This window comes from Variovorax nivicola, assembly GCF_051216475.1.
Lineage (GTDB): Bacteria > Pseudomonadota > Gammaproteobacteria > Burkholderiales > Burkholderiaceae_C > Variovorax.
The window spans coordinates 450,780-473,453 of sequence record NZ_JBPJZK010000002.1 but is presented as its reverse complement, the minus strand read 5'-3'; the positions used below and the strand labels follow the sequence as shown (position 1 = coordinate 473,453).

Below are 22,674 nucleotides of genomic sequence, written 5' to 3'. Positions count from 1 at the left end.
CCGCTTCACAGACTCGTGCGCTCGAACATTTGCGCATGCTCTGGCCTCGCGCATGCGCGCTGACAGCTGGGAGAAAAAAGATGGGAACGCAAAGATCGAGCCACGGTGGCGTGACATCGCTTCCCGTCCGTGCCAGCATCAACCCATGAACTCCCAAGGTACCGCGCGCCGCTGGTCGGGCCCACCGCTCGCATGGCAGATCATGGGCCTGCTGCTGGGCGGGCTGGTGGTGGCGCAAGTCGTGACACTGGCGCTGACCGTGCTTCTCCCGCCGCAACCACAGCGCCAATGGGAGATGGGCGACATCGCGCGCGTGCTGTCGGGCCGGAGCGCCGAGGGCCGCAACGCGAACCTGCTGCAGCGCACGCTGCAGGCGAACGCGCCCCAACCCAAGGGACAAGGCTGGCTGACCTCCGAACGCTCGCGGCGCGACCTGGCGCAACTGCTGACACGCGACGAGGCCGAGGTGCGGTTGTACTTCTTCACGCCGCTGCCGTTCGCTGGCGCCACAGGTCCGGTTGCCACGACGGGTGATGGGCATGACGCAACACAGGCCGCGCCGCGCCGCATTGCCGACACCTTTTCCGGAGCCGGCTTTCTGCGGGTCCAGGCGAGGGGTGGGCCGGGGGGCGGCGGTGGACCGGGAGGACCCGGTGGGCCTGGAGGCATGGGATTTCCGGGAGGAATGGGAGGCCCGAGGGGAAACCAGATGGGCGCTCCGCCGTCACCACCGCCCGGCAGCGCGACAACGAATCCCGCGACGGGCAATGCGCCGGCCACCACGCCGGATGCACCAGCCGGTACATCCGCCCCCACGCCCGCGGCCGGAAACCCTCCAGGCAGCACGGTAACGGCTCCCCCCGGTAGCGGCGCAGGCCCCACCGGCGCACCGCCATCGCCCGGGTCGGCAGCACCGAACACAGCAACCACGCCGGGCTCGGCGACTGCACCAGGCTCAACGACTGCGCCGGGCGCGCCCGGTGCCGCCCCTTCACCGGGCCTCTCGTCTGCAGCGCCGCCATCGGGCCCTGCTCAAGGCCAGCCCGGAGCCCCTTCCATCCAGTCAGGGCCCTCGATGCGAGCCTTGCCGCCGGTCATCGAAAGCCACCCACGCCGCGAGGCGCCTGCCAGGGCTGAAGCACCCGTTGCGCCCCCTCCCGCGCTGTCGCCGCGCGCCGAGCCCGCCACGCGGCCGTCCTCGGCCAGCACACCACCGGCGACGGCGGCTGCACCGCCACGTGTCATCGCCCCCGCCGAACCGCCGCGCGCATCCGCAGACACCGACACGACGATCACGACGCCCATTGCAACCACCGACAACGAACGCCCCGCCGCGCGCGGCCTCTTCGGGCTCGCGCCCGCACCGTTCGTCGAAGGCGACTTCATCGCCGCGGTCTACACGCCCGAAGGCAGCTGGGTGGTCGTGCAGCCGGTGCCTGAGTCCTTTCCGAATGCTTGGCAGCGCCGCGTGCTCCTGTGGTTCCTGATCGCCGCGGCGATCGTCGCCCCCGCAGGCTGGCTGTTCTCGCGCCGGCTAGTGCGGCCGATTGCCGGCTTCGCGCTCGCGGCCGACCAACTGGGCCGCGACCCTGCGGCGCCGGTGCTGGCACTGGAGGGCCCCGCCGAGATCGGCCGTGCAGCACAGGCCTTCAACCGTATGCAGGCGCGGCTGCGCAGCTTCGTCGACGACCGCACGGTGATGATCGGCGCCATCAGCCACGACCTGCGCACGCCCCTCACGCGGCTGCGCTTTCGCATCGAGGACGTGCCCGACGACGTGCGCGCCGGCATGCTCGAAGACGTCCAGGAGATGGAGCTGATGATCGGCTCCGTGCTCAGCTTCATCCGCGATGCCTCGGTGGTGAGTGCGCGCGAGCGCATGGACCTCTCGAGCCTCGTCGAAGACGTGGTCGAGCAGGCCATCTTCGTTGGCAAGAACGTGCAGTTGCGACGCGTCGAGAGCGCGCAGGTGGAGGTCGACCCGATCGGCATGCGCCGCGTGCTCGACAACCTGATCGAGAACGCCGTCAAGTATGGGCTCCTGGCTCGCGTGCGCCTGCTCACCGACGGGCACGACGCCGTGGTCGAGATCGGCGACCGTGGACCGGGGCTGCCCGCCAACGAAATCGAGCAGGTGTTCAAGCCGTTCTATCGCACTGCGCAGGCTCGCTCCTCGCGCTCTGCGGGCAGCGGACTTGGTCTGGCTGTGTGCCGCTCCATCGCGCGCGCGCACGGCGGCGACGTGGTGCTGAAGTCGGGCTCACATGGTCTTGTTGCGCAGGTTCGCGTGCCGCTGGCGCTCGAGGCGCAACGGCTGGCGTTAGCGGCGCACTGAGCAAAGCTGGCGCACGCGCAATGACACCACCCTTCAGATGCCATGGCACGCGCCGCCGCGCGTCATAACGAAGCGGCACGAACGGGTCCGCGCCTTTACCTCCTGAAACACCTGTTGAAACACGCATGAACCACCGCAAGACGGGTGGCATGCGGACTGCAGAAAGAAGCACGTCCCGGTGAATTTTTCCGGGCGCACTTTCTCAACCGCAGGAGTTTCACAATGAACCATCGTTCCTTCGCACGCAATGTGCAAAAGGGTTTCACCCTCATCGAGTTGATGATCGTCGTGGCGATCATCGGCATTCTGGCTGCCGTGGCGCTGCCTGCTTATCAGGACTACACGGTGCGTGCCAAGGTCACCGAAGGCCTGTCGCTCGCAGATTCGGCCAAGACCGCAATTTCCGAGAATGCCGCCAATGGCGCTCCCTTTAGTTCCGGCTGGACTGCTCCAGGCGCAACGAAGAATGTCGCAAGCGTCGCCATAGATCAGACCACCGGTACGATCACGATCACCTATGACAGCTCAATCGACAGTGGCGCCACGCTGACGCTGGTTCCCGTGGATGGTTCGACGGCCAGCGGTACTGCGCTGGCTGGCACGTCAACCGCTTCGACCATTCCGTCAAGTGGCTCCATCACCTGGATCTGCGCATCGACGGGCAGCACCACCGCCAATGCGGCTGCGCAAGCCAAGAAGGGTTCGATCAAGGACAAGTACGTCCCCGCAAACTGCCGTACCTGATACGCATCTCACGGAGAAAAGCCGCCCTCGGGCGGCTTTTTGACGTCTGCTCCCGGATGACGAAATTCCTGCGCTTTGGCCTTCAGATATGCGGTTTCCATCAGCGCCTCGCACTTTCCCGCACCCGCAGTCTCGTAACAGCAGCGCTGAAAGATCTGATACACGTCGAGCGCCGTGCGAGCCGCCAGTCGCTCGCCTGTTGCCGACGATGGCGCTTCGGCGCATTCATAGAGATCAGGCGTTCCCGCTGTATTGCATTTCTGCTGCGCGACGATCACGTAGCGAGCCACGACGCTTGCACCGAAGTCGGCCGACTCGTCGTCCGGCACATGCGAATCCCCACAACCTGCCAGCACCACGAGCATGAGAGCGGAACAGGCGATCCGAACGGACGAGCGCACAGCTACGGCTCGCCGCATCCCGCCCTCATGCCTTGAATCTGCTGGCAGGCCACCGGATGCCCCAGCGAAGCCGCCTTGGCGATCCACATGATCGCGAGGCTGTCGTCCTTCGGCACGCCCAGGCCCGATGCATGGCAGTTGCCGAGCCACTGCATGGCGTCGGCATTACCTTGCGCGGCCGCCAGATCGAGCCAGTAGACCGCCGCATCGAATCGGCCCGCGACGAAGAACATCTCGCCGACATCGGCCTGAGCGTTCGCATCGCCGCTGTCGGCCTTCACGATCATGTGCAGGTCTTCGTCAGACAGATCGAGCTTGATCAGGCCGGCGATCTGCGCAAAGGCGAGCATCGCCCGTCCCCGCGCGTCTTCCTTGTGCTTGGCGATAGTGCCGTCGGACACGCGACGCCACAGCGTGCGCTTGCTGATGCCGGTCATCGCGATGGCGGCCTCGAGGCTGATGGCGTCCGACCTCAGCTCCGGGCCGCCCTCAGGTGCGAGGCCGTCGTGCACATACGGCAACGTCTCGCTCTCAGTCGCCTTCCGGCGTCGGCTGCTGCGAGGCAACCGCTGCCGTACCGTCATTTCCGGGGTGCACTGCCAGGGGGTGGTGGTGGCCTGCCGCCGTCTTGCGCGGGCTTGGTGAAGCCGGCCTTGGTCATGCACGCGGTCATCGCCGTCTGATCGGGGCCGCCGTTCGAATCCTTGGCCACACTGGCCGCGCAGGCCTTCAACGCAGCATCAACAGCTGAGTTGCCGCCAGTGCCGCCGGTGCTTGCACCGCTGCTTTCCGTGGTCGTCGACGCAGCCCAAGCCTCGGCCGAACATCCCACCAGACACGCCATCCCGAGGGACAGCAACATCTTCTTTTTCATCGATCACTTCTCCTGAACATCGGTCGATCCGATGCAGCAGTGATGCTGGGCAACAAAGTCGGAGAAACGTCGGATTCACTGCCCCCACGCGCACACAAACCCCAACGCATCAGCCAGCTTTCTCCCAAATTGCGTGTTCGACTCGGCGTCCAGGAAGTTTCCGATTGTTTCCGGTACACGAGGAGAAGAACCACCATGACGCGGCTGCAGAAGAAGCCTCAAGAGCTCCGCGCGCGAGCGCTCGGCTTCACCTTGATCGAGGTGATGGTCACCGTGGCGATCGTGGCGATCCTGGCGGCCCTCGCCCTGCCCTCCTACACGGACTACATCCGGCGTGGCCGCATCCCGGAGGCGACCTCCAACCTCTCTGCCAGCAACGCAAAGATGGAGCAGTGGTTCCAGGATGCCAAGAGCTACTACGCCACCGGCTCCACCAGTGCATGCGGCGTGAGCATCTCGAATACCAACCTGAAGTACTTCACGCTCACCTGCTCGCCCAGTTCGTCCACGAGCTACACCATCACTGCCACCGGCACGTCTGCCATGGCTGGCTTCGTCTACACCATCGACCAGGACGGCACCCGGACTACCACCATCACCGGCGTGTCGGGATGGACCGCAACCTCGTCGAGCTGCTGGATCACAACCAGGGGCGGGAGCTGCTGATGCGCACGCGGCAGCCTTCGACCGCGGGGTTCAGCTTGATCGAGTTGATGGTGGCTATCTCGGTCCTGGCGATCCTGACTTTGCTGGCCGCACCCGGGTTCAGTGACTGGACACGCAACAACCGCCTGCGCAGCACGGCCGAGTCGCTGCGTTCCGATCTGCAGACGGCCAGGGCGGAAGCCATCCGCCGCAACACCGGCACGCGATTGCAGTTCGTCAGCTCACTGGACGCCAGTTGCGCGTTGAGCACCAGCGTGGCGATCTGGGTGGTGAACGCCGGCATCTCCCAAACACCGGCCGGCGCCTGCGGCAACACCCCGAGCGCCACCAGTACGCCCTACCTGATCAGCAAGAGCCCGATCGAATCCAGCAAGAGCTCGGATCTGGTGCTCACCGCAACGCGCAGCACCGTGGGCTTCGATGCACTGGGCCGCCAGTCGGCCACGACCAACCCGACCTTTTCCGTTGCAACACTGACGGTGCAGCTGACCAGCGCCAGCGGCACCTGCGTCGCCTCCGGCGGCTCGGTACGCTGCCTGAACGTGATCGTCTCGCCGGGCGGTGATGCCCGCATCTGCGACCCCGCGCGCAGCGGGAGCACCGACCCCATGACCTGCTGACCATGCCGCGCCGCCAAACACCTTCATCCCCCATGGGCGGCTTCACCCTCATCGAGGTGATGGCCGCGCTGCTCATCTTCGCCATCGGCCTGCTGGGCATCACCGGCCTCTATGCCAGCGCAGCGCGCACCGCTACTGGTGCCGAATTCCGTACAACCGCCGCCATGCTCGCCAGCGACCTGATCAGCCGCATGTGGATGAGCGACCGCACGGCAGCCACCCTCCAGGCCAACTACGGGAGCACGGCCGCCGGCACGGGCTACACGAGCTGGAAGGCCGCCGTCGACAAATCGAGCCTGCCGGGCATCAGCAGCCTGCCGCCAACCGTCACTTTCAGCACGGTAGCCGGCGGCGGCAGCTCGGCTGTCAGCAGCAGTCTGGCCACCATCACCATCTACTGGAAGGGCCCGGGTGACAGCAGCGCCCACCAGTACGTGGCCATGGCCCAGATGAAGCCGTGAGAACCTTCATGCCCATCCCATGCCCCATTCGCAGCCAGCGCGGCTTCAGCATCATCGAACTCATGGTCGGTCTGCTGGTCGGCATGCTGGCAGTGCTGATCGTTGTGCAGTTGCTGTACTCCACAAGCACACAGCAGCGGCTGACCAGTACCAGCGGCGACGCTGAAATCAACGCCGCCACGGCCACCCACATCCTGGCGCGTGAACTGAGCCAGGCCGGCCTGGGCATCAGTGCCTACACGCTGCTGGGCTGCAGTCTCACGTACACCACGACCTCGGACAGCAAGAGCGTCACGCTGTCGTCGCTGGCCCCGGTCACGGTCAATCCCGGCACTTCGCTGGTGCCCGCGGGTGACACCAGCACCGACACACTCCTTGTCGTCAGCGGCAGCTCAGCCAGCCCCACCGAAGGGGACGCCCTCGCGGGCACCAGCACTGCCACCAGCTACACCGTGACCACCCCGTCGTCCTTCGCCACGGGTGACTGGGTGATGGCCGCCTCGACCACGCGCGACAGCACTTCTTCCTGCGCCATGACTCTCGGCAAGGTGACTGCCATTGCGAGCTATGTGCTGACTGTGTCCAGCGGCACCGCGGGCCTGGCGTCAGCGGAGGCCGCCGTCTACAACCTGGGGGCCGCCCCTGTCATCCATGCCTATGCGATCCGCAACGGCAACCTCACCATGTGCGACTACGCGGCCTACAACTGCGGCGACGCCAGCTACACCACCACGCTCAACAGCAGCGTCTGGGTCCCGGTGGCCAGCCACGTCGCCAGCCTGCGGGCCCAGTACGGCCGCGACACCAGCGACCTGAGCACGCCGAAGATGGACGGCGTGGTCGACAGCTACGACCAGATCACTCCCGGCAGCACGAGCGATACCTCGGGCCTGTCCAGCTACTGTGGCTGGCTGCGAGTGGTTGGCCTGCGGCTCGCGGTGGTCTCGCGCAGCCAGCAATACGACAAGGACGCGGTCACCACCACCGCGCCCACCTGGTCCGGCAGCAGCGCCAACACCAGCACCACCAGCGCGCTGACCACCGTGACGCCCACCGCTCTGGCGATTGACCTCAGCACCAACTCGGAGTGGAAGCACTACCGCTACAAGACCATCGAGACCACGGTGCCGCTGCGCGACATCATCTGGAACGGCAACCAGGTCACCTACCAGAGCGGAGACGTCGCATGCTGAGCCCGCAGCGCAGGCAGAGTGGCTTCGTCATGATCATCGTCCTGATTGCGCTGGCGATCATGAGCATGGCCGCGATCGGCCTCATGCGCACCGTCTCCAGTTCGGCGAGCATCGCCGGCAATCTGGCCTTCGAACAGGCGGCGGCCACCTCTGCCGACCAGGCGGTGGAGACGGCGGTGACCTGGCTGGAGAACAACAGCGGACAGACCAGTTCCAGCACCGCCAGCACTTGTTCGACAGGAACCTCCGTGCTGGCCTGCAACCAGGCGAGCTATGGCTACGCCGCCACACGCACCGACCCCAGCAGCACGCAGTCCTGGTCGCAGCTGTGGACCCAATTGGTCAGTGCGGGCTACACCGCCATCCAACTGAGCCAGGACAGCTCGGGCAATACCGCTGCCTACCTGATCCAGCGCATGTGCGCCAGCACAGGCGATGCGTCATCCACCAACGGTTGTGGCAGTTCACCCATGACCGTGAACACCGGCGGAAGCAAGAAGTCCGGCAGCACTCAAACGTCCAGTACCCAGGTTTATTACCGCATCACCGTCAAGGTGAGCGGGCCGCGCAATACCGTCTCTTTCACGCAAGCCATGGTCGCCCTATGAATATGTTCCTTCCCGGCCGCAGGTCGATCGCCGGCCGCTGGCGTGCCCATGTGGGCACCTATGTGGGCGCCCTGGCGCTGATCCTCGGAGCACCCGCCTTCGGTGCTCTCACCGACCTGGCTACGGCCCCGCTGGAGACATCTTCGGCCACGCTGGTCAAGCCCAACATCATGTTCATCCTGGACAACTCCGGCAGCATGAGCTCTGCCTACCTCCCGGACTGGGCAGACGACTACAGCGCCAGCAGCTATCCGTACCTCTACCGCAACAGCCGCTTCAACGGCATCTACTACGACCCGTCGGTCACCTATACGCCGCCTGTCAACTACGCCAGCACCAGCTACACCAGCATGACCTCGGCCAACACGTCGGCATGGGCCAAGGTGCCAACCGACGGCTTCGGCATCATTTCCACGGGCACGACCGACCTCACTGGAACAAGCACGCCCGCCACGTACTACACCTTCATTCCTGGCGAGTACTGCTCCTCGGCCAACCTGCGCACCTGCAACAAGCAGAGCGCGGCCACCACCGCCTATGCCTACCCGGCCTACCTGCGCTGGTGCACCACTTCCGCACTGAGCACCTGCCAGGCCGTCTACGTCGACAGCACCTCCGCGCCGGCCACCTACAAGTACCCGCGGTATCCGGGCATAAGCTCCACCGCAACGATCGTCATCAGCGGATCGGGCAGCACGAGCATCAGCGGCATCACGGTCAACGGCGTGCAGATTCTCTCGGCCACTACCTCGGCCAGCACGTCGTCCACCACGGTAGCCACCAACATCGTCACAGCCATCAACAACTGCACCAGCAGCAAGACCGGCAACTGCGGCATTGCCGGCTACAGCGCCAGCCGCAGCGGCAGTACCGTGACCATCACCTCGCCCAAAGGCGCCGATGCCTATGGCTATTCGCCTGTGGTCACGCAATCCGGCAGCATGACGGCCACCGTCACCGCCTTCAGCGGAGGCACGCCGGGCAGCTGGGTGCAGACCACCATCAGCAGCAGCACAACGTCCTATGCCTACCCCGGCACGAGCGCCCGCTCCACGACGCGCACCGACTGCACCACCAACAGCACCACCTGCACCTATGCGGAGGAGATGACCAACTTCGCCAACTGGTGGGCTTACTACCACACCCGCATGCAAGCGATGAAGAGCGCCACGACCCTCGCCTTCAGCGGGCTGACTTCCAGCTACCGGCTGGGCTACATGACCATCAACAAGGTCAGCAGTTCGACGGATTTCCTGAACATCGCCGACAACACCACCACCAGCGGCGGGCAGAAGTCGCTGTGGTACGGCAAGCTCCTGGCGGCCCAGGCCAGCGGCACCACGCCGCTTCGCACCGCACTGTCGAATGCCGGCCGCTACTACGCCGCCAAGGTTTCCTCCATCAATGGCGTCACGACCACCGATCCGATGCAGTACGCATGCCAGCGCAACTACACGCTGCTGTCGACCGACGGCTACTGGAACGAGACCGCAACGCCCTACAAAGTCGACGGCACGACCGCCATCGGCGATCAGGACGGCAGCGAGTCCCGCCCCTATCTCGATGGCAATGCAGTGTCCAACACCTTGGCCGACACGGCAGAGTACTACTACGTCACCGATCTGCGCTCATCCACTTTGAGCAACGCGACAAACACGAGCGGCACGGACGTCTCCAGCAACAGCTATTCCAACAAGCGCCAGAACATGGTGACATCCACCATCGGCCTTGGCGCCTCGGGCTACATGCTGTTCGACGCGGACTATGCGAACGCCACGAGCGGCGACTACTACGACATCGCCAACGGCACCGCTACCAGCAGCACGACGCAGGCTGCGGGGGTATGCAACTGGCAGAGTTCCGGCAGCTGCAACTGGCCCACGCCGGTCAGCAACACTCAAACCGCCATCGACGACCTCTGGCATGCCGCCGTCAACGGCCGGGGCGGCTACTACAGCGCCTCGAATGCATCCGACATCAAGACCAGCCTGACCAACTTCCTCAACACCGTGGACGCCACGACCAGCAGCTCCGCAGCGGTCACGCAAAGCGCCGCCGTGCTGACCTCCACCTCGACTGGCTACACCTTCTCGACCACCTATTGTTCCGGCAAGTGGTTTGGCGAATTGGCGCGCTATGCAGTCAATTCCAGCACCGGGGTCACCTCCACCACGCCGGACTGGGCCGAGTCGGGCGCGGGCTCCGACTGCTCGAGCACTTCGGGCAGCCTCACCACCACGGCACTGCTGGACAACGTCGGCTACGCCTCGCGCACCATCTTCACCTACGACGCCAGCACCGCGACGAAGCTCAGTTTTTCCTGGGATGCGCTCACGACAACGATGCAGGGCTACTTCAAGATCGCGTCGATCAGCTCGCTGTCCCAGCTGTGCAGTTCAGGCAGCGCCTGTCTGGCGACGGCATCCCAGGTGGACAGTTCCACCGCCGGCACCACCACCGGCGCGGGCGCAGTGAACCTGGTGAACTACCTGCGCGGCGACCGCAGCAATGAAGGCTCCACCAACACCAAGTACTACCGTTCGCGCACCCACGTTCTGGGCGACGTCGTCAACTCCACACCGGTGTACATCAAGGCCCCCTCGCGCAGCTACAGCGACTCGGGTTATGCCACCTTCAAGTCCACCTACGCCTCGCGCCAGGGCATGGTCTATGTGGGTTCCAACGACGGCATGCTGCATGCCTTCAATGCCGACACGGGCGCCGAGACCTGGGCGTACATCCCCTCGGTTCTGCTGCCCAATCTGTACAAGCTGGCGGACAAGAACTATGCATCCAACCACGTCTACTTCGTGGACGGCCAGATCACGCAAGCCGACGTCTACTACAACAGTGCCTGGCACACCATCATCGTGGGTGGCCTGGGCGATGGCGGCCGCGCATACTTCGCGCTGGACGTGACGAACCCGGCCTCTCCGACGGTGCTGTGGGAGTTCAGTTCGAGCAGCACGCTCACGCCCAATCTGTACGACGTGGACCTGGGCTACACCTATGGCGCCCCGGTGATCACCAAACTGTCGGACGGAACCTGGGCGGTCATCCTCAGCTCGGGCTACAACAACGTCTCCGACGGTGACGGCAAGGGCCACCTGTGGGTGAGAAACGCCATGACCGGCGCGCTGATCAAGAAGATAGACAACGGCATGGGCAGCAACGCAAGCGGTAGCACGGTGACCGGCTGTTCCGTCGTGCCTTGTCCCAGCGGCCTGGCGAAGATCAGCGGCTGGACCAGCAGTTCCACCGACAACACGACCACCCAGCTTTACGGCGGCGACCTGTTCGGCAATCTCTGGCGCTTCGACATCAGCGCCCTGGCCTCCAGCAGTGGCAGCGCCACGGTGCAACTTCTGGCCACGCTATCGGACAGCTCGGGCAACCGCCAGCCCATCACCACCGCGCCGGAACTGGGGCTGGTGAGCAGCCAGCACGTGGTCTTCGTCGGCACCGGCTCCTACCTGGGCGTGACCGATATCACGACAACACAGGTGCAGTCCATGTACGCCATCAAGGACTCGCTGAGCGGCAGCTCCACCACCAGCGCCATCTACAGCAACCCGCGCAGCAATGCATGCAGCACGGGAACGGTGACCAACTGCTTCGTCAAACTGACACTCACCGATTCCTCCGGGGTGCGCACGGCTGCCAGTTCAGTGAGCTACACCACCAATTTCAGCACCATGTACGGCTGGTTCGTGGACATGCCCGAGTCGGGCGAACGCGTCGACGAGGATCCGGTGCTTTCTTCCGGCACGCTGGTCTACGTCTCCAACACGCCCAGCACCTCGGGCGCCTGCAGCACCGGCGGCTCCAGCTACATCAACTACGTCAACTACGCCACCGGCCTGGCGGTGTCGGGCGCCAGCAATACGGGCGTGCTGCTGTCGAGCTCCGGCTTGTCGAGTTCGGCTGCACTCGCGGTGACCAGCAGCGGCAAGACCGTCGCCACCACCAAGGACTCCACCGGTGCCGTGACGACAACCACCATTCCGGTCTCCTCCTCGAGCAGCACACGCCGCCTCTCGTGGCGGCGGCTGACCGATGGGCAGTGAAGAAGAGCATTGCCGACTGCACGCAAGGCGGCCCCCTCAAGATGTCTCCCACATCGCCGCGCAGACTCGCCGGCATGTGCACTCCTGCAGCTTCGCGCCCATGGATCCGCCTGCGCTGGCGATTGCCTTGCGTGGGCCTGTTCGGGCACCCCGTTGAGGGGCACTGGCTGTGGGAGCCTGACACGCCGTCGGTGCGTGCCGCATTCCAGGCGGCCGTGGAGGCCGGCAACAGAGCTCACGGTGCAGGGACGCACTGGGTGGAGCAGGAGGGAGAAGCCGGACCGGCGGGTGCCACCGTTGCCCACCGAGCGCCAGGGGAGGATCACATGATCGGGTGATTGCGGCCGGACGGCACCCTCCGAGAATCGCGAACGGGAAGAAGACCTCCATCGCACCTCAAGGAGAACGGCGATGCCACCTTATGTCTGCGCCTGCGGTCTCAAGTGCTGGGACCCGCGGATTCCCCCGTTGCATTGCACGCAGCGCCCCCAGTGCGGTCCCTTCGTGGACGAAGGCACCATGCCGGAGGACGTGGCGCCCGATCCTCCCCACCCGCCGCCCGACTTGCCGCCGCCTCCCGAGGGAGCCTTGGCCATTCAGGCCCCGACCAATGCGATCGCGCTGATCCCCGTCGCGCACCAGCCCATACCGGTCGGCCTGCTGTCCATGCCGGTGGAAATAATCCAGCTGATCCTGTTCAACCTTGGCCCCGCGCTGATTCCGGCGCTGGGCGCGCTGCGCTGCAGCAGCCATTGGACGCGCAACATGACCATGGATGCACTCGCAATCGACCCGCACCTTTCCTCTGTGCCGATCTTCGCCAACATGCTCTTCACATTCCAGGCGCAGTGGCAGCGACATCTGACGACCATTGATCGGCAGCTTACCGTGCAACCCCGAGGGAGCATGGCAGACCTCGTCTCGCTGGCGAGAAAGCTCACTGCCCTTCGCAAGGAATGCCTGATGCTCGTCAGCCAGCTGGAGGGTCTCCTGTCGAGCATAGACAAGATGTGCGGCTTGCTCGACCGTGGCGACCCCATGCGTCGCGCGACGATCACGTCCAATCTCATCATGCTCAGGGACCGGGCGAGGGCCATGAAAGATCAGATCGCGGCAAAGGCGACGGCGCTGGGACTGAAGCTGAAGACCACGAAAGACAAGCAATCCCTGAAGCGCCTGTAGCGATCCGGCTCAACGCGCCGCGTTCCGATCCGAAATCATCTTCGGGCTGATGAAGATCAGCATCTCGGTCTTGTTGTTGACCCGGCTGCGGGAGCGGAACAGCGCGCCGACCACCGGCAGTTCGCCCAGCACCGGCACGCGCGATTCCGAGTTGGTGTCCGTCAACTCGAAGACCCCGCCGATGACGACGGTGCCGCCGTTCTCCACGAGCACCTCGGTCTGGATGTGCTTGGTGTTGATGGCATAGCCCGCGGTGGTCGACTGCCCCACCGTGTCCTTGTTGACGTCGAGCGCCAGGATGATGTTGCCCTCGGGCGTGATCTGCGGCGTTACCTCCAGCTTGAGGTTGGCCTTGCGGAACGCGATGGACGTGGCGCCGCTCGATGTCGCTACCTGGTAGGGCAGTTCGGTGCCCTGCTCGATCAGCGCCTTGGTCTGGTCGGCCGTCACCACGCGCGGGCTCGACACCACCTTGCCCTTGCCGTCCGCCTCCAGCGCGGAGATTTCGAGGTTGAGCATCTTCGTCAGGCTCGAATTGAACAGCGACAGCGCGAAGGTGCCGACTGCATCGCCGGTCGTGCTGGTCGCGGGCAGGTTGACGAAGCTGGTGCTCGAGTAAGTGTTGGTGCTGGTCGTGGTGGTCACGCCGCCGGTCGTGCTCGAACTGACGGAAGGCGTCACGCCCACCGACGAGTTCGAATTGACGGAGCCGCCGCCGAGCTTGACACCCAGCGACTTGCTGAAGGTATCGGTCGCCTCGACGAAGCGCGCCTCGATCAGCACCTGGCGCACCGGCACGTCGAGCTTCTGCAGGAGGTCAGCCACCTGCGACAGCCGCGAGGGAATGTCTGTCACGAAGAGCTGGTTGGTGCGCACCTCGGCCAGCACGCTGCCGCGTGAACTCAGGATGCGGGTGGTCGAGCCCGAGCTGCCACCGCCGCCGCCGCTGCTTCCGGTACCGGTAAGGCCTTGCGCCACGGTGGCCGCCTTCGCATAGTTGAGCTGGAAGGACTGCGTGCGCAGCTGCTCCAGTCCCTGCAGCGTGGCCTGCGCCTCGTACTTGATCTTTTCCTTGGCGTTGAGCTCGTCTTCCGGCGCGATGCGCAGCACGCTGCCGCTCTTGCGCATACCGAGGTTCTTCGCCTCCAGGATGATCTCGAGCGCCTGGTCCCAGGGCACGTCCTTCAGGCGCAGCGTGAGCGTGCCGCTGACGGAGTCTGAAGTGACGATGTTGAAGTTGGTGAAGTCCGCAATCACCTGCAGCAGCGAGCGGATCTCGATGTTCTGGAAGTTCAGCGACAGCTTCTCGCCGCTGTAGCCCGAGCCTTGCGCGAGCTTGTTGGGGTTTTCCTTGCGCGGACGCACCTCCACCACGAACTGGCTGTTGCTCTGGTAGGCGCTGTGCTCCCATTCGCCGCGCGGGTCGATCACCATGCGCACGCGGTCGCCGGACTGCTGCATGCTCACCGACTGAACCGGCGTGCCGAAGTCGGACACGTCGAGCCGGCGGTTCAGCCCCTCGGGCAACGACGACTTGGTGAACTCGACCACGAGGCCCTTGCCCTGCTGGCGGATGTCCACGCCCACCTGGTCGTTGGGCAGCGACACGATCACGCGGCCGGCACCCTCGGTGCCCAGGCGGAAATCGACGTCGCGCAATGGCAGCACGTCGCGGTTGCGGTTCTCGGCAAACTCGAACGGCGTGGAGGCCACCAGTGCGGGGCCCGCCGCGGGTTGCAGCACCACCAGCAGCGACTTGCCGCGCAGCTCGGTCGTGTAGGCGGTCGCCTGCTTCAGGTTGAGCACGAGGCGCGAGCGCTCGCCCGCCTGCACCACGTTGACGGAGCGCAGGTTGCCCTGGCTGATGTCGATGGCTTCCCGGCCCAGGCGGCTGGTCATGCCAGGAAAGTCGAGCGCGATGCGCGCCGGCGACTGGATGGCGAAGCCGTTGGGCGCTGCGGCTAACGGTTCGGAAAAATCGACACGCAGCACTTCGCTGCCTGCCTGCACGGAGCCCGTGACTGATTCAATTCTGTTCTGCGCCTGCGCCTGCGCCGCTGCAAGCGACCCGAGGGCGACGAGCAAGAAAACGGACGCGCGCAACCAGCGCGCGAGCACGAATGACTGTTTTTTCATTTCACCTGCCTTGAAACTGCGGCTCCATCTCCTCGCTGCCCTGAGGTCCCTCCCGAGCGCAGCGATGCCCCGGCGCCGCGCAGTCCATGCTGCGCAGCGGGGGCGGGCAACGCGGCCGCTTGCTGGCCGCGCTGCCCCCTTCACGTCCTCACGTCATCAGAACGCGTGGCGGATACCGAAGTCGTAGCCGGTAGAAGAACGCGGCAGGCCCGTGTAGGCCGTGCCCGTGCTGCCATAGCCCGTGGTGCTGGCCGACACCAGGCTGCCCGTGTAGTTCACGTCGTTGCGGTTGTTCACGCGCGCCACCGTCGCATACAGCGCCGTGCGCTTGGACAGGTTGTGCACGTAGCCCACTGCGAACTTGCGTGCCATCGGGTCTTCGCCCGTGATGCCTGCCGTGCCTTCGTTGTAGCGCACTTGCGAGTACGCCACGCGGATCAGGCCTGCGCCCACCGGCACGGTCGCGCCGATCAGGTAGCCGTTGTAGGTGTCGTGCGTGTCAACCGCTGCCGCGTAGTCGAACTTGTTCTTCACGTTCGACAGCTCGCCGAACAGCTTGACGGGACCGAAGTCGTACGAAGCGCCCAGGTTGATGGTCTGCACCCTGCGTTCCAGCGCGGTGGTGTCCACGACGGTGCTCTGGCCCACGGCCAGTGCCACGTCCAGGGGACCGTTGGCATAGCCGAAGCGGCCACCGACGTAGCGGCCAGCCGTGCTGCTGGAAGCTGCAGTGGTGCTGGTGGCGTCGGTGCTGGCGTTCTCATGCAGGCTGTACTGCACCTGGCCGTAGAAGCCGCCCAGGTTCGGCGGCAGGAAGTAGCCCACCGAGTTGCTGGCGCGAACGTAGTTGGCGTTGTTGATGGTGGTGTTGCCGCTGACGGTGCTGATGACGTTGGTGCCCGAGCCGTTGGTGCCGAACGGATCGAAGACGGTGTCGTTCCAGAAGGTGGCGGTGTAGTCACGGCCCAGGCGCAGCTCGCCGAAGCCACCCGACAGGCTCACGGTGGAGCGGCGAGCGAAGGTGGAGATGCCGGTGGCGCCGTCGTCGTTGGTGATGGGTGCTTCGAGCCAGAAGCTCGCTGCCAGCCCGCCGCCGAGGTCTTCGGTGCCGCGGAAGCCGATGCGGCTGGAGTTGTAGGCCGAGTTGCCCAGGCTGGTCTTGCTTTGCTTGACCGACGCGCCGGTGGTCGTGTCGCGCGAGGTGGTCGACTGGTAGGTCAGGCCAGCGTCCACGACGCCGAACAACGTGACGGACGATTGGGCAGAAGCCAGGCCGCAGACGGCCAGGGCAGCGAATGCCGTGAGGGTTTTCTTCATTCAGGGTTCTCCAGTTTCAGGTCTGATGCGGCCGTTCGGTATCGACCGGCTGTACGCATGGTTTCGCCCAAATCAGGAGGAATTTGGTGGTTCCGTTTTCTGCCGCTTCGAGTGTTGTGCGCGTACATCACACACGCGCAAGCCTCATGCGGCAGGGCCATTGCACCGTCCTTCAAATTTCTCCCAGATCGCCTGAAAAGATCCACGCATGACGAAGCTGGAGACTCACAGGTGAAGCGCTCACGAATCCTGATGGCGGCGATTTGCGGTGCCTTGGCCATCGCATGCGCCAGCACGAGCATCGCGATGGTTCACTCCACCTCCGTGCTTGCGGCGGGCATGTTCGTCGACCACAAGGTGCGCACGCAGGCGCAGGCAAACACGCAGCAGCAACACTGGTGGGCCAGCTTCGAGGACACGGCGATGAACCAGCTGATGGCCGCATCGGGCAGCGCCAACGAATCGGGCGTGGCCGCGACCTACATCGCGCTCAAGGTAAAGACGCTTGAGCTGCTCTATCTGGAGAACACGCGCTCCGCCGTCGTGCGGCAAACCGTGCTCATCCAGGGCACCACGCAGCCGCACGACGACTTTGCGAAGCAGCTTGCGGCGCGGCACGCCAGCGCGGAAACGACCATCGGCAAGCTGCAGGCGCAGCGCGCGAGCTACATCTCCTATCTGGCAAAGCAATGCCACATGTCGGAAGCCGCATTGAACGAAATGCTCGCCGACGCATTGCAGGACAAGTCGCTGCCCCGCTTCGCAGCCGAGGTACCGCGCGAGCTCCCGATGGCGGTGCTTGCCAACAGGAACGACGTCAACCTGGCCGCCGCACTCTATGGCGCCGACCCGAGCGCGATGCCCGACGGCGTGATCGAAGCGGCGAATGAAGTGCAACAGAACATCGACGTGCCCGGCAATCCCCTCTACGTGCACGCGGTCGCGCAGGCACGCGAGCAGGTTTCAGAAGCACTGCGCCGCCTGCAGGCGCAGAGCGACATCGCGAACACCGCGTACGCGCGCGTCGCGAATGCAAGGGCCGAGTTCGAATCGTCGAAGCAGCGCCGCGACCGCGGCGAGATCTCCGAAGTGCAGCTGATGGAGGACTTCCAGGGCCTGCTGCTCGACCTGCACGTGCTGGCCGCGGCCAACGGCGAGCTGGCGCTCGCGTGGGTCGTCTTCATGGGAAGCATCGGAAACAGCCCGTCTATCGACTCAATCGCGGGCCCGCAATCCGCGCAAGCCGAACAAGCGGATCAATTGCCGTTTCTGCACAAAGTCTCCCGAAAGTTGCGCAATCCTTGAAGTTCGAAGGAGCCTTACATGACCACTGCCTTGCATAAAGTCCCCACCCGCCCCGTGCTGAAGCTGGCCGGCCACGGACACCCGAAGCCCGACACCGCCGCACCCGTGCGCCGCGCATGCTCGGCGGACGGCGAGCAAGCGAACAACACCACGGCGACCACGCTGGCCATCCAGCAACTCGTCAGCACGTTCCAGCCCGCATTCGATCGGATGCATGTGCTTCGGGACCTCGTCATCCCCATGTACGAAGGCAGCGCCGTGCCCACGGCCCGCTTCGACGTGGCACTGGTATGCGAGGCCGGCGTGTACCTGTTCGAGGTGAAGGGCTGGCGCAACGCAGTGGTGTATCGCAAGACCGCAGCCCAGGCGCTGCCGCGCTGGTTCCTGCGCCAGACCGGGCATTCGCTGGCGCGCGAGGTGAAAGACCCGGCCTGGCAGTGCGGCCGCAAGACCACGCACCTGCGCAGCCTGCTGCCGCCCGACCTGCGGGTGCAGTACTTCGTGCTGCTGCCGTTCGAAGGCGTGGAGCTGCAGGGCGTGATGCCGTCCGTCGTCATCACTCCGCAGGACCTGCCCTACATCGCGCGCGTGGCGCGCAACAACGGGCGCACCGAGCAGGGCTATCCGATGCTCGACGACGACGCCATCGACCGCACGCTGCGGCTGCTGACCGGCCTGCAGGGCAACCTGACGGTCGACGACCACATGAGGAACAGCCGCGAAAAGAGCGCGCAGGCCCCGGTCAGGCCGGCGCACCCGGGCGTCCTGAAGCTGCAATGACGCGATGAGCCGGATCCTGCTGGTGGAGGAAGGGCGCGACGCCGCGTCGGTGCTGCTCGACGAACTGCACCGCGCCGGGCACGAGGTCGACCACATCGACGACGGCGCGGTCGCGCTGCATCGCATCCTGACTTCGCCGCCCGCGCTCACCCTGCTCGACGTTCAGCTGCCGCACGTCAACGGCCTGCAGATACTGGAGAAGATTCGCGCACGCAGCGACCACCCGATCATCATGCTGACGGCGCTCGCGCACGAGGCCGACCGGCTGCGCGGCTTCGAGCTCGGCGCGGACGACTACGTGTGCAAGCCCTTTTCCCCGAGGGAAGTCGTGGTGCGCATCCACACGGTGCTGCGGCGCTATGCGCAGCGGCGCATCGTTGCGCGCCCTTCGGTGCCGATCACCTTCGGGGCCGTGCGCGGCTGCGCGATTCTCGATGGGCACTACCTGCCGCTGACGCGCCGCGAGTCGCTGCTGCTGCGCGCGCTCTCGCAGGAGCCCGGGCGGGTGCTGACGCGCTCGAAGCTGCTCGAAGCCGCGTTCCCGGAGGCGCTCGACGTCAACGAACGCGTGGTCGACACCCACATCAAGAACCTCAGAAAGAAGCTGGCCACCGTCTCGACCGAGCACGACTGGATCCGTTCGGTCTATGGCGTCGGCTTTGCATGGGAATCGCAGGCCAGGCAAGACGCCTGACCCGACGCCGGCTTGCTTCCTGGAAATCCTCTCACATGAAATTACGCTGGCGCGGTTTTCCGCGGCCGCCAATGGTGTTGCTGTCGCTGCTCCTGCTGCGTGCGCAGACGGCCCCGGCACAGGAAACATGGACCGAGGCGCCGATGACGCTGCGCCGCACGCCAGAGCTCGCGGAGACCATCGCGCCGACCGAGCGCAGCACGCGCCCCAGCCTGGTCGACGGTGACAAGCTCAGCGGTCGGCCCGACCTCGAAGTGGTGGTCGAGGGCAATGCCTCATTGCGACGCGGCGACACGCGTATCACCGCCGACCGGCTCGAATACCAGCCGCCGGGCGACCTGGCCACGGCCACCGGCAACGTGCACCTGAACCAGGCCGGCAACGTGTACGAAGGCCCCGAGCTGCACCTGAAGGTCGAGAGCTTCGAGGGCTTCTTCAACCACGTGCGCTACACGCTGCTGGCCAACGGCGGGCATGGCGAGGCCGATCGCATCGACTTCGTCGATCCGAAGGTATCGGTGGCGCGGCACGCCACCTACACCACCTGCCTGCGCGACAACTACTCGAGCTGGGTGCCCGCGTGGATGCTCACGGCGGTCACGATGACCACCGACACCGACACCAACCTCGCGACCGCCACCGATGCGCAGATCAGCTTTCTCGGCGTGACCACGCCCTCGATACCGTCGGTGAGCTTTCCGCTGAGCAACGCGCGCCAGAGCGGCCTGCTGCCACCGGTGATCGGCTACGACACCACCAACGGCTTCGAGTACCTGCAGCCCTACTACTGGAACATCGCACCCAACCGCGACCTCACGCTGTACCCCGAGATCATGACCAGCCGCGGCGTGAACCTGGGCACCGAGTTCCGCTACCTCGAGAAAACCTACAGCGGCCAGATCCGCGTGGACGAGATGCCCAGCGACAGCCTGCGCGGCATCAACCGATGGGGCCTGTGGGCCAAGCACAACCAGCAGTTCGATCCCAAGCCCTTCGGGCTCGACTCGCTCAGCACCTCGTTCAATATCAACCGCGTGAGCGACGACGATTACTGGCGCGACTTCTCGCACACGCCCACGCTGACCTCGCGCACGCTCACCAACGAGTTCGACCTCAACTGGACCAAGGGCGACTGGAGCGGCCAGGCGCGCACCCTCTCCTACCAGACGCTGCAGTACGCGGCCTCGCCGATCACGCCCTCGTACAACCGCGTGCCGCAGATCACGGCCAACTACAACAAGTACGACTGGCACGGCTTCGATGTGTCGGGCACGCTGGACTACTCGCGCTTCGAGATCGATTCCGCCTACTCGCCCACGCTCAACGGCATCAAGCAGCCCAACGGCGAGCGCATGGTCGGCAACCTGCAGATCAGCCGGCCGTGGGTCACGCCGGGCGGTTACGTGATTCCGAAGCTGCTGCTGCACACCGCCGCTTATCAGCTCGATTCGGCGCTGGCCAGCGGCGCGACCTCCATCACCAGCGTGGTGCCGACCGTGAGCCTCGACAGCGGCCTGGTGTTCGAGCGCGACACCAACCTGTTCGGGCGCGCATGGCGGCAGACGCTGGAGCCGCGCGCTTTCTACGTGCACACGCCCTACCGCGACCAGAGCCAGCTGCCCGTGTACGACACGGCCGCCAACGACATCAGCTTTGCCACGCTTTACACCGAGAACGCGTTCTCGGGCAACGACCGCGTCTCGGACACCAACACGCTGACCACGGGCGTGAGCACGCGCCTGATCGACCCGACCACGGGCGCCGAGTCGGCGCGCTTCGGCATCGCGCAGCGCTTTCGCTTCAGCGACCAGAACGTCACGCTGCCCAGCGGCACCGCCGTAACCGACCGCACGGGCGACTTCATCGTCGGCGGGCTGGTGCACTGGAACCCGAAATGGAGCGTGGACGGCATCGCGCAATACAACATGGACACCGCCAAGACATCGAGCGACGCGCTCACCCTGCGCTACACGCCCGCGCCGTACCACACGCTCACCGCGGCCTTCCGCTACCAGGCGGACAGCAGCTCGACCGCGGACGACGGCACGAAGACGGTGGACTTCAACTGGCAGTGGCCGCTGAGCGAGCTGACGAGGGGCCTCTTCGGCAACAAGTCGCCCACGGACCCGGGACGCTGGTACGCAGTGGGGCGGCTGAGCTACAGCCTGCACGATCACGCAATGTCGGACAGCCTGATCGGCGCGGAATACAACGCCTGCTGCTGGGTGGGCCGTGTCGTGCTCGAACGGCTGGTAACGGGCCGCACGACGCCCGACACGCGGCTGATGTTCCAGATCCAGTTCAACGGCTTCGGCAACATCGGCTCGAACCCGACGAGCACGCTGCTGCAGAACATCCAGGGCTATCAGCCGCTGAACGCGCCTACGCAGGAGCCGAGCCGCTTCACCAACTACGACTAGTGCGGCTCAGCTCAGGCCGGCTTCAGGGCAGCAGTTCGAACTTCAGGTCGGCCAGCGGCATGACCTTCTCTTCGCGCACCATCTTGTATTCGGTGTTCGGGCCCAGCCACTTGGCCCAGAGGCGGTCGAGCTCGCCCGACTTCTCCAGCGCGTAGAGGGCTGCATTCACCTTGGACAGCAGCACGGGCTCGTCCTTCTTCATGCCGATGCCGATGGGCTGGAGCACCATCGGGTCCTTGATCATCTTCAGCGCGACGCCTTCGGTCTTCGACTGGTTGACCAGCTTGGTGATGGTCATGGTGTTGGCGACCATGCCGACCGACTTGTTCTGCTGCACCGCCATGAAGGCCGAGCCCGTGTCCTGAAACGTGACCGGCTCAGAGCCGTTCATCTTGATCGACATCTCGGAGGTGGAGCCCTTGGTCGAGCTCAGGCGCTTGCCCTTGAAGTCGGCCTTGGCCGTGCCGGGGTCGGAAGCCTTCACGGCCAGCATTTCCTTGGCCACGTAGTACGGGTCGCTGAACTGGATCTGCTCACCGCGGCTCTTGGTGTAGGCCAGATTGGCGATGGTCACGTCGACACGGCCCAGCTTCACTTCGGGCACGCGCGCTTCCACCGACAGCGGCGTCACCTTGGCGGTGAGGCCCAGCTCCTTGGCGAGCGCGTTGCACAGGTCGACGTCGTGGCCCACCATTTCGCGCGTCTTGGGGTCCGGTGCCGCGAAGGGAGGAACGTCGGCGAAGGTGCCGCACTTGAGCTCCTTGCGCTGGTTGATGTCGCTCCACTGGTCGGCGTGCGCGAGCAGCGAGGCCGCGCTGAGACAGGTGCCGAGAATGGCGAGGCGGAAGACGGACTTGTTAGACATGGTGAG

General features: G+C 65.4%; 19 protein-coding genes. 13 read left to right on the top strand and 6 right to left on the bottom strand.

Annotated elements, in window-relative coordinates; translation table 11 throughout:
* The first annotated feature begins 145 nt into the window (after positions 1–145).
* Together ACSFBF_RS10805 and ACSFBF_RS10800 are read left to right on the top strand one after the other, a co-directional pair.
* Entirely contained in the window at positions 146–2,335 is a 2,190-nt protein-coding gene (locus ACSFBF_RS10805; RefSeq protein WP_435466731.1) for an ATP-binding protein, read from the top strand.
* Positions 2,336–2,557: 222 nt separating this feature from the next.
* Positions 2,558–3,079, top strand: a complete 522-nt coding sequence (locus ACSFBF_RS10800) for a pilin (RefSeq protein ID WP_097198154.1) — start codon at positions 2,558–2,560, stop codon at positions 3,077–3,079.
* A gap of 8 nt (positions 3,080–3,087) precedes the next feature.
* Here the strand turns inward: ACSFBF_RS10800 and ACSFBF_RS10795 are convergent, their stop codons facing one another.
* The 3 genes from ACSFBF_RS10795 to ACSFBF_RS10785 all read right to left on the bottom strand — a co-directional run bounded on the left by ACSFBF_RS10795 (position 3,088) and on the right by ACSFBF_RS10785 (position 4,354).
* A complete protein-coding gene (locus ACSFBF_RS10795; RefSeq protein ID WP_435466729.1) occupies positions 3,088–3,444 on the bottom strand; it encodes a hypothetical protein in 357 nt (118 codons plus the stop codon).
* Between the two features lie 38 nt (positions 3,445–3,482).
* A complete protein-coding gene (locus ACSFBF_RS10790; RefSeq protein WP_435467401.1) occupies positions 3,483–3,992 on the bottom strand; it encodes a hypothetical protein in 510 nt (169 codons plus the stop codon).
* Positions 3,993–4,060: 68 nt separating this feature from the next.
* Positions 4,061–4,354: a hypothetical protein gene (locus tag ACSFBF_RS10785; RefSeq protein ID WP_435466727.1), complete on the bottom strand. Its 294-nt coding sequence runs from the start codon at positions 4,352–4,354 to the stop codon at positions 4,061–4,063.
* A 195-nt stretch (positions 4,355–4,549) separates the two neighbouring features.
* Here ACSFBF_RS10785 and ACSFBF_RS10780 point away from each other — a divergent pair, with 195 nt between their 5' ends.
* From ACSFBF_RS10780 to ACSFBF_RS10750, 7 genes are all read left to right on the top strand, one after another.
* Positions 4,550–5,020, top strand: a complete 471-nt coding sequence (locus tag ACSFBF_RS10780; RefSeq protein ID WP_435466725.1) for a type IV pilin protein — start codon at positions 4,550–4,552, stop codon at positions 5,018–5,020.
* Positions 4,966–5,640, top strand: coding sequence for a GspH/FimT family pseudopilin (locus ACSFBF_RS10775; RefSeq protein ID WP_435466723.1), 675 nt, complete (start codon positions 4,966–4,968; stop codon positions 5,638–5,640). Before ACSFBF_RS10780 ends, ACSFBF_RS10775 begins: the two co-directional genes overlap by 55 nt.
* Before the next feature lie 32 nt (positions 5,641–5,672).
* On the top strand, positions 5,673–6,101 hold the full coding sequence (gene pilV / locus ACSFBF_RS10770; RefSeq protein ID WP_435466721.1) for a type IV pilus modification protein PilV: 429 nt from the start codon (positions 5,673–5,675) through the stop codon (positions 6,099–6,101).
* A gap of 8 nt (positions 6,102–6,109) precedes the next feature.
* Positions 6,110–7,294: a PilW family protein gene (locus tag ACSFBF_RS10765; protein WP_435466719.1), complete on the top strand. Its 1,185-nt coding sequence runs from the start codon at positions 6,110–6,112 to the stop codon at positions 7,292–7,294.
* Positions 7,288–7,902 carry a pilus assembly PilX family protein gene (locus tag ACSFBF_RS10760; protein WP_435466717.1) on the top strand — a complete coding sequence of 205 codons (615 nt, stop codon included), beginning with the start codon at positions 7,288–7,290 and terminating at the stop codon, positions 7,900–7,902. Before ACSFBF_RS10765 ends, ACSFBF_RS10760 begins: the two co-directional genes overlap by 7 nt.
* The gene (locus ACSFBF_RS10755; RefSeq protein ID WP_435466715.1) at positions 7,899–11,969 is read left to right on the top strand and encodes a pilus assembly protein; all 4,071 of its coding nucleotides are present in this window, start codon (positions 7,899–7,901) and stop codon (positions 11,967–11,969) included. The genes ACSFBF_RS10760 and ACSFBF_RS10755 overlap by 4 nt, the downstream gene beginning before the upstream one ends.
* Positions 11,970–12,473: 504 nt before the next feature.
* Complete coding sequence (locus ACSFBF_RS10750) at positions 12,474–13,151, top strand: hypothetical protein (RefSeq protein ID WP_435466713.1); 678 nt, start codon at positions 12,474–12,476, stop codon at positions 13,149–13,151.
* Positions 13,152–13,160: 9 nt separating this feature from the next.
* On the opposite strand, the gene ACSFBF_RS10745 is transcribed toward ACSFBF_RS10750, so the two are convergent.
* Complete coding sequence (locus ACSFBF_RS10745; protein WP_435466711.1) at positions 13,161–15,287, bottom strand: type IV pilus secretin PilQ; 2,127 nt, start codon at positions 15,285–15,287, stop codon at positions 13,161–13,163.
* Positions 15,288–15,443: 156 nt separating this feature from the next.
* Entirely contained in the window at positions 15,444–16,604 is a 1,161-nt protein-coding gene (locus ACSFBF_RS10740; protein ID WP_435466709.1) for a porin, read from the bottom strand.
* A 231-nt stretch (positions 16,605–16,835) separates the two neighbouring features.
* Between ACSFBF_RS10740 and ACSFBF_RS10735 the strand changes: the two genes are divergently transcribed.
* From ACSFBF_RS10735 to ACSFBF_RS10720, 4 genes are read left to right on the top strand one after another with little or no spacing between them, the layout of a single operon-like run.
* A complete protein-coding gene (locus ACSFBF_RS10735; protein ID WP_435466707.1) occupies positions 16,836–17,909 on the top strand; it encodes a hypothetical protein in 1,074 nt (357 codons plus the stop codon).
* A gap of 18 nt (positions 17,910–17,927) precedes the next feature.
* Complete coding sequence (locus ACSFBF_RS10730; RefSeq protein WP_435466705.1) at positions 17,928–18,689, top strand: nuclease-related domain-containing protein; 762 nt, start codon at positions 17,928–17,930, stop codon at positions 18,687–18,689.
* 4 nt (positions 18,690–18,693) lie between these two features.
* Positions 18,694–19,383, top strand: a complete 690-nt coding sequence (locus tag ACSFBF_RS10725) for a response regulator (protein ID WP_093057365.1) — start codon at positions 18,694–18,696, stop codon at positions 19,381–19,383.
* Between the two features lie 35 nt (positions 19,384–19,418).
* Complete coding sequence (locus tag ACSFBF_RS10720) at positions 19,419–21,803, top strand: LPS-assembly protein LptD (protein ID WP_435466703.1); 2,385 nt, start codon at positions 19,419–19,421, stop codon at positions 21,801–21,803.
* Between the two features lie 22 nt (positions 21,804–21,825).
* Here ACSFBF_RS10720 and ACSFBF_RS10715 read toward each other — a convergent pair whose 3' ends face one another.
* Positions 21,826–22,668 (bottom strand): ABC transporter substrate-binding protein, encoded by an 843-nt coding sequence (locus ACSFBF_RS10715; protein WP_435466701.1) that lies wholly within the window; start codon positions 22,666–22,668, stop codon positions 21,826–21,828.
* Positions 22,669–22,674: the final 6 nt, after the last annotated feature.

Excerpts from the sequence above, each read along its gene's own strand:
- ACSFBF_RS10785 (WP_435466727.1), bottom strand. The coding sequence starts at position 4,354 with ATGAAAAAGAAGATGTTGCTGTCCCTCGGGATGGCGTGTCTGGTGGGA.
- ACSFBF_RS10795 (WP_435466729.1), bottom strand. The coding sequence starts at position 3,444 with ATGCTCGTGGTGCTGGCAGGTTGTGGGGATTCGCATGTGCCGGACGAC.
- ACSFBF_RS10765 (WP_435466719.1), top strand. The coding sequence starts at position 6,110 with ATGCCCATCCCATGCCCCATTCGCAGCCAGCGCGGCTTCAGCATCATC.
- ACSFBF_RS10775 (WP_435466723.1), top strand. The coding sequence starts at position 4,966 with ATGGACCGCAACCTCGTCGAGCTGCTGGATCACAACCAGGGGCGGGAG.
- ACSFBF_RS10805 (WP_435466731.1), top strand. The coding sequence starts at position 146 with ATGAACTCCCAAGGTACCGCGCGCCGCTGGTCGGGCCCACCGCTCGCA.
- ACSFBF_RS10760 (WP_435466717.1), top strand. The coding sequence starts at position 7,288 with ATGCTGAGCCCGCAGCGCAGGCAGAGTGGCTTCGTCATGATCATCGTC.
- ACSFBF_RS10730 (WP_435466705.1), top strand. The coding sequence starts at position 17,928 with ATGACCACTGCCTTGCATAAAGTCCCCACCCGCCCCGTGCTGAAGCTG.
- ACSFBF_RS10715 (WP_435466701.1), bottom strand. The coding sequence starts at position 22,668 with ATGTCTAACAAGTCCGTCTTCCGCCTCGCCATTCTCGGCACCTGTCTC.
- ACSFBF_RS10740 (WP_435466709.1), bottom strand. The coding sequence starts at position 16,604 with ATGAAGAAAACCCTCACGGCATTCGCTGCCCTGGCCGTCTGCGGCCTG.
- pilV (WP_435466721.1), top strand. The coding sequence starts at position 5,673 with ATGGGCGGCTTCACCCTCATCGAGGTGATGGCCGCGCTGCTCATCTTC.
- ACSFBF_RS10725 (WP_093057365.1), top strand. The coding sequence starts at position 18,694 with ATGAGCCGGATCCTGCTGGTGGAGGAAGGGCGCGACGCCGCGTCGGTG.
- ACSFBF_RS10780 (WP_435466725.1), top strand. The coding sequence starts at position 4,550 with ATGACGCGGCTGCAGAAGAAGCCTCAAGAGCTCCGCGCGCGAGCGCTC.
- ACSFBF_RS10745 (WP_435466711.1), bottom strand. The coding sequence starts at position 15,287 with ATGAAAAAACAGTCATTCGTGCTCGCGCGCTGGTTGCGCGCGTCCGTT.
- ACSFBF_RS10720 (WP_435466703.1), top strand. The coding sequence starts at position 19,419 with ATGAAATTACGCTGGCGCGGTTTTCCGCGGCCGCCAATGGTGTTGCTG.
- ACSFBF_RS10755 (WP_435466715.1), top strand. The coding sequence starts at position 7,899 with ATGAATATGTTCCTTCCCGGCCGCAGGTCGATCGCCGGCCGCTGGCGT.
- ACSFBF_RS10800 (WP_097198154.1), top strand. The coding sequence starts at position 2,558 with ATGAACCATCGTTCCTTCGCACGCAATGTGCAAAAGGGTTTCACCCTC.